The sequence below is a fragment of the Klebsiella sp. JB_Kp042 genome, from assembly GCF_040065275.1.
In the GTDB taxonomy this organism is placed as follows: domain Bacteria; phylum Pseudomonadota; class Gammaproteobacteria; order Enterobacterales; family Enterobacteriaceae; genus Klebsiella; species Klebsiella quasipneumoniae.
Genome location: NZ_JBEAJL010000010.1, coordinates 62,417 through 75,270 on the forward strand (window position 1 = coordinate 62,417; position 12,854 = coordinate 75,270).

The 12,854-nt window shown below is 58.3% G+C and carries 12 protein-coding genes; 5 read left to right on the forward strand and 7 right to left on the reverse strand.

The genetic code is table 11. From position 1 onward, the window contains the following. Window position 1: 1 nt before the first annotated feature. Together ABLV54_RS02320 and rfaQ are read right to left on the reverse strand one after the other, a co-directional pair. A complete protein-coding gene (locus ABLV54_RS02320; RefSeq protein WP_023291363.1) occupies window positions 2-1,129 on the reverse strand; it encodes a glycosyltransferase family 4 protein in 1,128 nt (375 codons plus the stop codon). Then, complete coding sequence (gene rfaQ, locus ABLV54_RS02325; RefSeq protein WP_050533484.1) at window positions 1,126-2,202, reverse strand: putative lipopolysaccharide heptosyltransferase III; 1,077 nt, start codon at window positions 2,200-2,202, stop codon at window positions 1,126-1,128. Before rfaQ ends, ABLV54_RS02320 begins: the two co-directional genes overlap by 4 nt. Window positions 2,203-2,313: 111 nt before the next feature. Here rfaQ and ABLV54_RS02330 point away from each other — a divergent pair, with 111 nt between their 5' ends. Further along, window positions 2,314-3,276: a polysaccharide deacetylase family protein gene (locus ABLV54_RS02330; RefSeq protein ID WP_023291361.1), complete on the forward strand. Its 963-nt coding sequence runs from the start codon at window positions 2,314-2,316 to the stop codon at window positions 3,274-3,276. Between the two features lie 18 nt (window positions 3,277-3,294). After that, entirely contained in the window at window positions 3,295-4,374 is a 1,080-nt protein-coding gene (locus ABLV54_RS02335) for a glycosyltransferase family 9 protein (RefSeq protein ID WP_050533483.1), read from the forward strand. Window positions 4,375-4,418: 44 nt separating this feature from the next. On the opposite strand, the gene ABLV54_RS02340 is transcribed toward ABLV54_RS02335, so the two are convergent. Genes ABLV54_RS02340 through rfaD form a run of 5 tightly spaced genes read right to left on the reverse strand, consistent with a single transcriptional unit; the run spans window position 4,419 to window position 9,448 of the window. Further along, window positions 4,419-5,588: an O-antigen ligase family protein gene (locus ABLV54_RS02340; protein ID WP_348813572.1), complete on the reverse strand. Its 1,170-nt coding sequence runs from the start codon at window positions 5,586-5,588 to the stop codon at window positions 4,419-4,421. Further along, window positions 5,566-6,474 (reverse strand): sugar glycosyltransferase, encoded by a 909-nt coding sequence (locus ABLV54_RS02345; RefSeq protein WP_050533481.1) that lies wholly within the window; start codon window positions 6,472-6,474, stop codon window positions 5,566-5,568. Before ABLV54_RS02345 ends, ABLV54_RS02340 begins: the two co-directional genes overlap by 23 nt. After that, on the reverse strand, window positions 6,474-7,445 hold the full coding sequence (gene rfaC, locus ABLV54_RS02350) for a lipopolysaccharide heptosyltransferase RfaC (protein ID WP_050533480.1): 972 nt from the start codon (window positions 7,443-7,445) through the stop codon (window positions 6,474-6,476). The genes ABLV54_RS02345 and rfaC overlap by 1 nt, the downstream gene beginning before the upstream one ends. A gap of 3 nt (window positions 7,446-7,448) precedes the next feature. Further along, the gene (gene rfaF, locus ABLV54_RS02355) at window positions 7,449-8,507 is read right to left on the reverse strand and encodes an ADP-heptose--LPS heptosyltransferase RfaF (RefSeq protein ID WP_044525043.1); all 1,059 of its coding nucleotides are present in this window, start codon (window positions 8,505-8,507) and stop codon (window positions 7,449-7,451) included. 8 nt (window positions 8,508-8,515) lie between these two features. Then, window positions 8,516-9,448 carry an ADP-glyceromanno-heptose 6-epimerase gene (gene rfaD / locus ABLV54_RS02360; protein ID WP_023291355.1) on the reverse strand — a complete coding sequence of 311 codons (933 nt, stop codon included), beginning with the start codon at window positions 9,446-9,448 and terminating at the stop codon, window positions 8,516-8,518. Between the two features lie 213 nt (window positions 9,449-9,661). Between rfaD and kbl the strand changes: the two genes are divergently transcribed. The 3 genes from kbl (at window position 9,662) to ABLV54_RS02375 (ending at window position 12,851) form a co-directional block, all read left to right on the forward strand. Beyond that, a complete protein-coding gene (kbl, locus tag ABLV54_RS02365) occupies window positions 9,662-10,855 on the forward strand; it encodes a glycine C-acetyltransferase (protein ID WP_017900044.1) in 1,194 nt (397 codons plus the stop codon). 12 nt (window positions 10,856-10,867) lie between these two features. Next, window positions 10,868-11,893: an L-threonine 3-dehydrogenase gene (gene tdh, locus ABLV54_RS02370; protein WP_004205051.1), complete on the forward strand. Its 1,026-nt coding sequence runs from the start codon at window positions 10,868-10,870 to the stop codon at window positions 11,891-11,893. Window positions 11,894-12,062: 169 nt separating this feature from the next. Then, the gene (locus ABLV54_RS02375) at window positions 12,063-12,851 is read left to right on the forward strand and encodes a glycosyltransferase family 2 protein (protein ID WP_023291354.1); all 789 of its coding nucleotides are present in this window, start codon (window positions 12,063-12,065) and stop codon (window positions 12,849-12,851) included. Window positions 12,852-12,854 lie beyond the last annotated feature (3 nt).

The window sequence follows — 12,854 nt, forward strand, 5'->3', positions numbered from 1 at the left end:
GTTATTTCACCAGATCCTGATAAAGGGAAAGCAGCTGGGTTGAGAGGCGTTCGCTGGTGCAGGCCATGATGCGCTCGCGGGCGCGGTCGCCTTCCGCGGAGCCCAGCGCGCGGGCAGGCAGGGCCATCACCGCCTGCTGCAGCGCCGGGATATCCAGGGCGTCGCAGACGTAACCGTTGTGGCCGTTGACGATAAACTCCGCCCCGCCGCAGCCGGTGGTGGTGATCACCGGCAGACCGCAGGCCATTGCCTCAAGGATGACGTTGGGGAACGGATCGTAGAGGGTCGGCAGCAGCAGGCCATCAGCCATCTGATAGAACGGCAGCGTCTCCGACTGCATGCCGAAGAAGCGCACCCGCGCTTCGCAGCCGAGACTCTTCGCCAGCGCCTGATAGCGCGGCTGATCTTTATCTTTGCCAACCACCAGCAGATAGCGATCGGTCGGGGCGATGGCGCGGATCGCCGCCGCCAGCCCTTTACGCTCAAAGCCGGAGCCGACGTAAATCAGGCAGGTCGCCTGCAGCGGCAACTGCCATTTGGCGCGTAAGGCGGCAAAGGTTTCTTCGCCCGGCGGCAGGAAACGCTGGTTATCAATGGCGTTATAGATAACGTGGATCTTGTCCGCTGGCAGGCCAAAGTCTTCGATGATCTCGCGTTTGATCATCTCGGCGTTGCAGATCACCCCGCGCAGATGCGGGTCTTCGTACATCTCCCGTTCCGCTTGCATCACATAACGGTGGTAGCGGTCGGCAAACAGCAGGCGGCTTTTCCAGGCCGGTAAAATGCGCGAGCGCTGTTGCAGCCAGCGGCGATGAACGCCGTCGCCGGCGCGGTAGAGATCGCAGCCGGGAATACGCTCATGGCTCTGCACCAGGTCGAAGGATTCGCGCTGCCAGAGCGCCCGCGCGGCGTTGGCAAACCCGCGCTCGCGGCTGATGCGCCCCCATTTGCGCGGATTACAGATATGGATCTGCCAGTCCGGTTTCACCGGCCCCTGCCATTCGCGGGTGATGACGTTCAGCTGCAGATGACTGCTGTCGAGGGCTTCCAGCGCGCGGGAGACAAAGCGTTCTGCGCCGCCGTCCGGGCGGTACTTCTGCCGCACCAGAGCCAGCCTGAATTTACTCATGCCAGTACCTTTTTCGCCGCCGCGATCACGGCGTCGGTAGGAATTAAATCGAGATAACGTTCGTCGGTGTTGGTGTTGATGGCGTCCGGGTCGGGCAGTGGACCGAAGTCGCCTGCCCAGATCACCTCGCCTTTCGCCTGCCATGGACGCCAGAAGGTCAGCTTCGAGGGGCCGAACAGGGCGACCAGCGGGGTGCCGAGAGCCGCAGCCATATGCATTGGCACCGAGTCGACGCCGATAAACAGCCGGGCGTGATCGATCACCGCCGCCAGCTGGCGCAGCGTTAACTGGCCGGCTAAAGAGTGCAGCCGCGCCTGCGGGCAGCCGGCGATGATGGTCTCCACCATCTTCTTCTCTCTATCGTCGGGGCCGGAGGTGAGTACCACCGCGTACCCTTCGGCGGACAGCGCGTTGATCAGCGCGCTCATCCTGTCTTCGCGCCAGCATTTAAAGAACCAACGCGACGTTGGCTGGATGACGATGTAGTTATCCCGGAAGTCCTCCGGCAGCAGGGCGCGGCTGGTGGCCCAGTCTGCTTCGCTGTAGCCCATCCGCGCCGGGGCGTCGTTCAACTGAATACCGAGCGGAGCGAGGATAGAGAGATTCTGCTGTACCGTATGCAGCTGATTATGCTGTTGGGTGGCGGCCAGCGCGGTGTGGCAATAGCGCCAGAACGGGTGGCGACGCTTCGGAAAATCAAAGCCGATCCGCGTCGCGGCGCCGGTCAGTTTGCTGATAATCGCGCTCGGCCACTGGTCGGCAAGGTTGAGCACCATATCGTATCGCTGCTGGCGCAGCGTCTGAATGAGCTGCCATTGCATCTTCAGCTGATGCTTTTTCCCCTGCTTTTTCCAGCGGCGGTCGAGACCATAAATTTGGTGGATATCGGGGTTGGCGGCGAGCATATCCCGGGTCTCTTCATACAGCAGGACATCCACGCTGGCGGCGGGATACTGCTGTTTCAGCGCGTGAATAAGCGGGGTGATCAGCAGCATGTCGCCATGATGGCGCAGCTTAATGACCAGGATCCGCGCCGGGTTCAAGGGGCTGCGGGAGAGGGTTTCAGGCGTCATACTCTGTTCTTCATCCAGGATAAGGGTTCCGATTCTAGGGGATCAGACAGATTGAGAGAAGCGTTGTATTGCTCTACCATGACCCGATACGTATGGCCTGAGGACGTTTTCGTGCACAATCCCGCATTTCTCATCACGATTGATACAGAGGGCGATAACCTCTGGCAAAAACATGACAGCATCACCACCGAGAATGCGCGTTATCTCCCGCGTTTTCAGCAGCTTTGCGAAAAGTATGGCTTTAAACCGGTCTATTTGACCAATTATGAAATGGCCATCGATCCCTTTTATATCGAATTCGCCAGAGACGTGATTGCCCGCGGCACCGCGGAAGTCGGTATGCATCTGCATGCCTGGAACAGCCCGCCGACCGAGCCGCTGACCGCCGATGACTGGCGGCATAAGCCTTATCTCATTGAATACAGCGATGCCATGATGCGTGAGAAGGTCGACTATATGACGCGTCTGCTGGAGGACACCTTCCAGACCAAAATGGTTAGTCATCGCGCCGGGCGCTGGGCCTTTGACGAGCGCTATGCGCGTCTGCTGGTGGAGTACGGGTATCAGGTGGATTGCTCGGTGACCCCGCGGGTGAACTGGAAGACCGCCAAGGGGGCGCCGCAGGGCGATGGCGGGACCGATTATCGTCGCTTCCCGCAGCATGCCTATTTCCTCGATGAAAATGACATCAGCCGCGAGGGCCGCTCGCCGCTGCTGGAAGTGCCGATGAGCATTCAGTACAAGCACTCCGCGTGGATGAACAGCGTGAAGCAGGGCTACGACCGCCTGCGCGGCAAAGTGCGTTCCCCCTCCGTGCACTGGCTGCGTCCGATGGGCGGCAACGTGGAGACGATGAAAAAAGTCGTCGAACAAACGTTGACGCAGGGCAATGACTACGTGGAATATATGCTCCACTCTTCAGAATATATGCCCGGCGGCAGCCCCACGTTCCAGAATGAACGGGATATTGAGCGTTTATACGCTGACCTTGAAGCCTTTTTTAGCTGGCTGGCGCCGCAGGTGAAGGGCATGACGTTGGCAGAATATTACCAGCGGAAAATCACACAGCGCTAACACAGCTCAAGGTACCGTATGCGTATCCTTAAACAATTGACGCGGAAAAAGAACGCTTTTTTCCGCGGTATTAAATTTAATTTAATTAACTATCGATACAGAAATAAGCCGGCGCGCAAACCCTTCGACCCGGCCCCCGTGCGCCGCGTGCTGCTATTGCGCCTGGACGATAAAGTCGGCGATATGGTGGTGACCACCGGCTGCGCCAGAATACTGGCCGAACGGGGATATCAGGTTTCGGTGTTAACCGGACCAATATGCTGCGAAATATTAGCCGGCTCAGAATTCATTGAGCAAGTATATTTATATCGACCACGCATGTCCTTAAATACGTTACGGGCGGCGGGTTTTGATGCGGTTATCGATTTTGATGACGTGACCAGCTATGAACGCTTTAAATTACTCGCCGATTTACGGGCGACCAGCGTGATTGGCTTTAATAAAGAGCCCTATAAACTTTACGATCATTCGATCGCTTTTTTTAACAGCAACAGCCATATTTCCCTGCGCTATCAACAGGTGGTGAAGCTTTTTGGCGTCGTTGACGACCAGCCATACGACTATCATCTCCCCGGCTGTCGCCATGAGCGGGAGAAAGTGGCGCGCTTGCTTTCCCAGGCCGGAGAGGTCGCACTGCGCGTCGCCATTAACCCTTTTACCGCCTCCGAGGATAAAGACTTCTGTCGTCATCAGGTGGCGACCCTGGTCGAGCGGCTACATGCTCTGCCTTACCGGGTCTGTATCGTGATGGTGGGTCGCAGCGAGAAAATTCAGCAGCTGGGGCTGGATATGGCGCTATACGTCGCCGACAGCACCATCAACTCCGCCGTGGAGGTGATTCGCAGCTGTGATTTAGTCATTACGCCGGACACCTCGATTGTGCATATCGCCCGCGCCTTCGATAAACCGATGGTGGCGGTCTATAACAAACGCAAACTCAAGGATACCGGGCTGCCCGGCTATCATATCTGGGCGCCGGGCTATGACAAAGCGAGGCAGATCGTTTGTGAAGAAGCGAATGTCGCCGATGTGGCGATTGAGTCGGTATGGCCGGTGATTAAAGAGCAGGCCGACCGGCTGGTCGCCGCCCGCAGTTAATAGAAAAGTGAATATAAAAAAGGGCCGTCAGCGGCCCTTTCTTGTTAACGCTTTTCCGCCAGCCCTTTGCTGAGCGCAATGCCCAGCGGTAGCCAGAACAGCACCCAGGTTTCCCGGGGGTTGCTGATGATAAACATCCCCTGCGAGGCCATAAACACCAGCGCGTAAAACAGGATCGCCAGACTGTAGTGGCTGTCGGAGCGGCGCTTGCGCCACGCCTGCCACAGTCCGCAGGCAATGACCGCCAGCAACAGCAGTAAACCCACGATGCCGCCTTTCAGCAGGGCGCCCATATATACGCTGTGGGTGGTGGTGATGTGTTCGCCGCTGTAGTTGATGAAATCCAGTTCATAGCTGAAACCGCGTCCCAGCCAGGGCTGGCTGGCCATCTCCGACAGCGTATGGTGCCAGATGCTCAGGCGCAGCCCGCTTTGGGTGCCCAACTCTTCGAAACGGGCGAGCAGCATGTCGCCCACCGGCGTCATGACCAAAAGCAGAGCCACCAGCACGGCCAGCGCCGCGGCGATCAGCAGGTTGCGGCGGGTGAAGACGTGCAGGTGCAGCGTACAGCCGACCGCCAGCACCAGGGCGATGATCGGCCCGCGGCTTTGGGTCAGCAGCATCATCACCAGCATGATGGCCACTGGCAGATAGAGCCAGTGGCTGGCTTTTTCTTTCAGTAGCATGCCGCAGATTAAGATGCCGATGCCGCAGTATCCGGCAAGGTCGATAACGTTTGTTGGCCCGGGGTTCTCGGGGGAGACCGCCCGTTCGGTGAGGACCAGGGTGTGGTCGAACATCAGCGTCCACAGCGAGAGCACAGTGATCCCGCCAACCACCGCCAGCATGGCCAGGCGGCGGGTTCGTTCGTCGCAGAGCAGCATCGCCATCAGCAACAGATAGCCCGTCAGGTACACGCCGTGGGTGATCGGCGAGTCGATATGCTGCGGCGTATGGCCCCACAAGTTACTGAGGGCGTAATAGATAAAGAAGACCGCCAGCAGCGCCCAGGTCTGCCACTGTTCGCGTAACACGCCGGCCAGCGCCTGGCGGTTTTCCGGGCGTACCAGCGAGAGCAAGAGCAGCAGGATCGATAAATGCAGCAGGTTATTGGTCCGGGTGGACATGCAAAAAATCGCGCTGAAAAATAAAAACAAAGGAAAAACAATCGAGTAACCCTGTCTGGCGTAGTTACTCATTTTTAAAGTACTCATTAAACGCAACCTTTTCGAAAATAGTGTCCGGCACAGCGCTTTCTGGTGAAAAATTAATGACCCGGATCTGGCGTTGCTGCAGTACCTGCGCGGCATGCGCAAAGGAGGGCATGACGAGGGTATCCACTTTTGTTGCCAGGTACGAAGGCAATTTTTCTTGTTGTGTTTCGTAGAATCGCGGCTGGTTGAAGTTAGTCATATCCAGACCGCTCACCAGGATAGTGTTGAAGCCCAGCCAGGCGAGGATCTGCAGCGCCCAGTAGACCACCGTGCCGGCATCAAAGACGCCCTGGCGAATATCGGTGCTAAAACAGATATCCGGGCGCTGGGGATGAAAGCACATCGCCGGATTCTGCTGGTAAGTGCGCTTTATCGCTTCGCTGGCGACTTTCGGCTGGTAAATCTTATAGCAACCGTCCTCAATCAACGCCAAACGGCAGCGCAGCGCGTCCGCATGGCGATCGACGATTTTGGCGATCCCATGCATGGTGGTGAACAGCAGAATGTCCGGCTGACTGACGATGGCGCGGATAATGTCCGGCTTCTTATCGAAAAACTCCATGTCGACGATGGTATAGAGCGAAAAGTGCAGGCGGTCGGCAAGATGCCAGGCACCATTGACGCCCATCACCGGGATCGTTTTCGACAACAGGGAAAAATCGATATTGCGGGTCGAAGGGCCAGTGGCGGTCAGCAGGACTTCGCCCTGCATGCTGTTTTTCAGCGCGCTCAGGCTGACCAGCGGCACCGTTTTCCCTTTATAACGCAACGCGCTGATTTCGCCGCTCGGCGCGCGGGCGATGCGGGTAAAAGGCCACAGATTTTCATTGTGACGATAAGCGCGAGGGCGGGTGTAGCGATAGATCTGCTTAAACAGGGATCCCATCAGAGCAGCCCCTGATTTTGCAGAAGAAGATGAACCCGGCTGGCGGTAATATCGCCGGTGCTGGCGCTGTTTTCCGGCCGCACGATGTGCTGGTTTTTACCGTATCCGCCAATCAGCCCCGGATCGGTCGGGCCGTAGAGCGTGAAGTTCGGTTTATCCAGCGCGGCGGTCAGATGACTCAGGCCGGTATCGACCGAGACGACGGCCCGGGCGCTGGCCAGAACCTGCGCCACCTGCTCAAGGCTCATGCGCGGCAGCACTTCAACATACTCCCGGCCTTCCGCCAGCCGCTTCGCCCGCGCCTCTTCGTGCGGGGCGCCCCACGGCAGCTTAATGCGGATGCCGCTGTCGGCCAGCAGATCGAGCAGTTCCTGCCAGCGGTTTTCCGGCCAGTGCTTATCGTCGCGGGTGGTGGCGTGCAGAAACACCAGATAGGGGGCGGCAGCGTTAGCCTCGTGCTGCAGGAAATGGCGCGCAATGGCGTAATCCCCTTGGGTTTGGGGTTTCGCGTAGCCGAGGCTTTTGGCGAACAGCTCGCGGGTACGCTCCACCGCGTGTTGCTGTTTCGCAATGTGGTGGCGGCGGTTGTAAAACAGGCTGGCCAGCGGCTCGCGGGCCGTTTGCCAGTCCATACCATGCTTGACGCCGTGCGCCAGACGGGTGACCAGCGCAGCGCTTTTCACCAGCCCCTGGGCGTCGATAATGGCGTCATATTTGACCGCCTGGACGGCCTCGCGAAAGGCTTTACGCTCCGCTTTGATCGGCGCGGAGAGCCAGGCTTTACGCCAGCGGCGGATCGCCACCGGGATCACCCGCTCGACGCTGTCATGCCAGGAGGGGATCTGCGCGAAGCCTTCTTCCACAACCCAGTCGAAGCGGATGCCGGGGATGGCCTGCGCGGCGTCGGTCAGCGCGGGCAGCGTGTGCAGCACGTCGCCCATCGATGAGGTTTTTACAATCAATACCCGCATCCGCTACGCTTCCTCGTGCCCGGTTTTTTCCGTCAGCAATTCGTTCAGCTCTTGCAGGACGCGCTCTGGCGTAATGTCGATCAGGCTCTGATGATAACCTTCCGCGGCATCGCCTTTGCGCACCTTGTGGTAGCCGGTAATCAGACGGATCACGCGCGCTTTATGCGACAGCGGCGGGGTAAAGTCCGGACTGCTCGGGCCATACAGCGCCACCAGCGGGCGGTCCAGCGCCGCGGCGACGTGCATCAGCCCCGAATCGTTAGTCACCACCGCTTTACAGGCGGCAATCAGGATCACCGCCTGCTCCAGCTGGGTTTCACCCGCCAGATTCCGGCACCAGGCCTGCTGCTCGCTGCTGAGGGCGGCGATGATCTCTTTGCCGGCCTCGTTATCTTTTGCCGAGCCAAATAGCGCAATCTGATAACCATCGTCGATGAGCTTTTTCGCCAGCGCAGCATAGTGATAGTGCGGCCAGCGTTTTGCCGGGCCGAACTCCGCGCCGGGGCAAAAGCCGATGATCGGCCGATCGTTGGACAGGTTAAAGGCGCTGCAGGCCTGCGACTTTTCCCCTTCGTTGACCTGCAGCTGCGGCCATAGCAGCGGCTGCGGCAGATCTTTGGCGCAGCGCATCACGCCGTTGTCGTAGGCCAGCGCCACGTAGCGTTCCACCATCAGCGGCCAGGCGTCTTTGTCCAGCACCCGGGCGTCGTTGAGCAGGCCGTAGCGCATCTCGCCGCGCCAGCCGGTGCGTAGCGGGATGTTGGCAAAGAAGGGGACTAATGCCGATTTAAACGAGTTTGGCAGCACGTAAGCGCGATCGTAGCGACGCTCGCGCAGGCTGTGGCCGAGTTTGCGGCGTTCGCCGATAGCCAGCGCGCCGTGGCCCAGCGGCATCGGGATCGCTTCGTTCACTTCCGGCATGCGCGATAACAACGGACGACACCAGGCTGGCGCCATCACGTCGATAATCGCCTGGGGATAGCGCGCCCTGAGCGTACGATAAAGACTTTGCGACATCATCATGTCGCCCACCCAAGACGGGCCTACCACCAGAATTTTCATGTTATCTCTTACGCATCCCGATTCAGCCAGGCCATATACTCCGTTACGCCTTCTGCAACGGTTTTGAACGGTTTGTCATAGCCCGCTTTACGCAGGTTAGTCAGATCCGCCTGGGTGAACGCCTGGTAGCGGCCTTTCAGTTTGTCCGGGAATGGGATGTACTCGATGCTGCCTTTTTTGTGGTACGCCAGGGTCGCGTCGGCGACGGCCTGGAAGGATTCCGCGCGGCCAGTGCCGAGGTTGAAGATGCCGGAAACGCCGTTTTCCCAGAACCACAGGTTGACGTCAGCCACGTCGCCGACGTAGACGAAGTCGCGCTTGAAGCCGTCGCTGCCTTCGAACAGTTTCGGACTTTCGCCATTATTCAGCTGGGTGTTGAGGTGGAAAGCGACGCTTGCCATGCTGCCTTTGTGGCCTTCGCGCGGCCCGTAGACGTTGAAGTAGCGGAAGCCGACGATCTGCGAATTGGCTTCCGGTAGGATCTGACGAACGTATTCATCGAACAGGAATTTGGAGTAGCCGTAGACGTTTAGCGGCTGCTCATACTCGCGAGACTCGATGAAATCGCTGGTGCGTCCACCGTAGGTGGCCGCCGAAGAGGCGTACAGGAACGGAATTTCGCGCTCCAGGCAGTAGTGCAGCAGCTCTTTGGAGTACTGATAGTTGTTGTCCATCATGTACTTGCCGTCCCACTCCGTGGTGGAAGAGCACGCGCCTTCGTGGAAGATTGCGTCAATGTCGCCGAACTCTTCGCCTGCCATAATCTGGATCAGAAAGTCTTCTTTATCCATGTAGTCAGCGATGTTCAGGTCAACCAGGTTCACAAACTTGGTGCCGTCTTTCAGATTGTCGACAACCAGAATGTCAGTAATGCCCTTGTCATTCAGCGCTTTAACGATGTTGCTACCGATAAAGCCTGCGCCGCCGGTTACGATGATCATAACTGTACCTTTGAAGTTGAGAGCCCGGAGACAATCCGGACATGAATGCTCATATCATATCACCACATGAGCAAGCCTACAGCCATTCGCAGAATAAGGTGCTGGGCTGACGTGATTTATGCTGCAAATAATTCATTCAGGCCTGCATCATCTCGTATCAGCGTATAGCTTTGGGTAATATGTGCCAAATTTTGCCGAATCTGGAGAGTTGCAATGCGTGGTGATTTCTACAAACAGTTAACTAGCAATCTGGAGACCGCTCGGGCCGAAGGCTTGTTTAAAGAAGAGCGCATCATCACCTCGGCGCAGCAGGCGGACATTACCGTCGGCGACAGCCACGTGATTAACTTCTGCGCCAATAACTATCTGGGTCTGGCCAACCACCCGGCGCTGATCGACGCGGCGAAATCCGGTATGGACAGCCACGGCTTCGGGATGGCCTCGGTACGCTTCATCTGCGGCACCCAGGATACGCACAAGCAGCTGGAGAAGAAGCTGGCGGATTTCCTCGGTATGGAAGACGCAATCCTCTACTCCTCCTGCTTCGACGCCAACGGCGGCCTGTTTGAAACGCTGCTCGGCCCGGAAGACGCCATTATCTCCGACGCCCTGAACCATGCCTCGATCATCGACGGCGTGCGCCTGTGTAAAGCAAAGCGCTTCCGCTATGCCAACAACGATATGCAGGAACTGGAAGCGCGTCTGAAAGAAGCCCGCGACGCTGGCGCGCGTCACGTGCTGATCGCCACCGACGGCGTCTTCTCGATGGACGGCGTGATCGCCAACCTGAAAGGCGTTTGCGACCTGGCGGATAAATACGATGCGCTGGTGATGGTCGATGACTCCCACGCCGTCGGCTTCGTCGGCGAAAACGGTCGCGGCTCCCACGAATACTGCGATGTGATGGGGCGCGTCGACATCATCACCGGCACGCTGGGTAAAGCGCTGGGCGGCGCCTCCGGCGGCTACACCGCCGCACGCAAAGAGGTGGTCGAGTGGCTGCGCCAGCGTTCCCGTCCGTATCTGTTCTCCAACTCTCTGGCGCCGGCCATCGTGGCCGCCTCCATCAAAGTGCTGGAGATGGTCGAAGAGGGCGCAGACCTGCGCGATCGCCTGTGGGCCAACGCGCGTCTGTTCCGTGAAAAAATGACTGCGGCAGGCTTCACCCTAGCGGGCGCCGACCACGCCATCATTCCGGTGATGCTGGGTGAAGCGGTGGTGGCGCAGAACTTTGCCCGCGAACTGCAGAAAGAAGGGATCTATGTCACCGGCTTCTTCTATCCGGTGGTACCGAAAGGCCAGGCGCGTATTCGCACCCAGATGTCGGCGGCGCATACCCCTGAACAAATTGAGCGTGCGGTGGAAGCCTTTACCCGCATCGGCAAACAACTGGGCGTCATCGCCTAATAAGGGTGTGAGATGAAAGCGTTATCCAAACTGAAAGCGGAAGAAGGCATCTGGATGACCGACGTACCGGAACCGGAAGTCGGCCATAACGATCTGCTGATTAAAATCCGCAAGACCGCCATTTGCGGGACCGACGTGCACATCTACAACTGGGATGAGTGGTCGCAGAAGACCATTCCGGTGCCGATGGTGGTCGGGCACGAATATGTCGGCGAAGTGGTGGGGATTGGCCAGGAAGTGCGCGGCTTTAAGATTGGCGACCGCGTCTCCGGCGAAGGGCATATCACCTGCGGCCACTGCCGTAACTGCCGCGCAGGCCGTACCCACCTTTGCCGCAACACCATCGGCGTGGGCGTCAACCGCCCGGGCTGCTTTGCCGAGTATCTGGTGATCCCGGCCTTTAACGCCTTTAAAATTCCCGACAATATCTCTGATGACCTGGCGTCCATCTTCGACCCATTCGGCAACGCCGTGCACACCGCGCTCTCCTTCGATCTGGTGGGGGAAGACGTGCTGGTCTCCGGCGCCGGTCCGATCGGCGTGATGGCGGCGGCGGTGGCGAAACACGTCGGCGCGCGTAACGTGGTGATCACTGACGTTAACGAGTACCGTCTCGAGCTGGCGCGCAAAATGGGCGTCACCCGCGCGGTGAACGTGGCGAAAGAGAACCTCAACGACGTGATGGCCGAGCTGGGGATGACCGAAGGTTTCGACGTGGGTCTGGAGATGTCCGGCGCGCCGCCGGCGTTCCGCAGCATGCTGGATACCATGAACCACGGCGGCCGTATCGCGATGCTGGGTATCCCGCCGTCGGATATGTCCATCGACTGGACCAAGGTCATCTTCAAAGGGCTGTTTATCAAAGGGATCTATGGTCGCGAAATGTTCGAAACCTGGTACAAGATGGCGGCGCTGATCCAGTCTGGCCTGGATCTTTCGCCGATCATCACCCACCGCTTCGGCATTGACGACTTCCAGAAGGGCTTTGACGCCATGCGCTCCGGTCAGTCCGGTAAAGTGGTTCTGAGCTGGGAATAACGCCTCCGGTCTGTTGTAAACATCAGCAAAAAAGGCGCCTGCGGGCGCCTTAATTTAGATTTGGATAACATTTTTAGCCTGCTTAATATCAAGCGCACAATTTCTACATCGATTTTACGGTTATTCGCTTATACAGTGTGTTTAGTCGCGGTTTAACTTTGAAACGATCATGCTTAAACTCTCCGTATGCTTACTGACCTGTAACTCTGCACGTCTGCTCATGGAGGTGCTGCCCCCGCTGCTGAAGGTGGCCGATGAGTGTATTGTCGTCGACTCCGGTAGCACCGACGAAACGGTCTCTATTTGTCAGCAGTTTGGTCTCACCGTCCATCATCATGCCTATAAAGCCCACGGCGCGCAGATGAACTATGCCATCGGGCTGGCCAGCCATGACTGGGTGCTGTGCATGGACAGCGATGAAATTCTTGATAACGACGTCGTGGCGGCCATTCAGGCGCTAAAAGCGGGGGAGGAGCCTGACCCGGCCTGCGCCTGGCGTTTGCCGCGCTACTGGTTTGTCCTCGGCACGCAGGTGCGGACGATCTACCCCATTTCCTCGCCGGATTACCCGGTGCGCCTCTTTAACCGCCAGCAGGCGCGGTTTAACGACCGGCCGGTGGATGACCAGGTGGTCGGACACGCGCGCTCCGTCAGGCTGCCGGGCTTTGTACGCCATGACACCTTTTATTCGCTGCATGAAGTGTTTAATAAGCTGAACAGCTATACCACCCGGCTGGTGAAGCACCAGCAGATCACACCTTCGCTGACGCGGGGGATCGTCAGCGCCATTGGCGCTTTCTTTAAGTGGTATCTGTTCAGCGGGGCGTGGCGCTATGGCAAAGTCGGCGTGGTCACCGGCCTGTACGCCACGTTTTACAGCTTTCTCAAATATTTTAAGGCGTGGTACGCCCACGAAGATAACCAGGCGCCCGTCGCGCAAAAGCGAACGGACCCCTGAGTG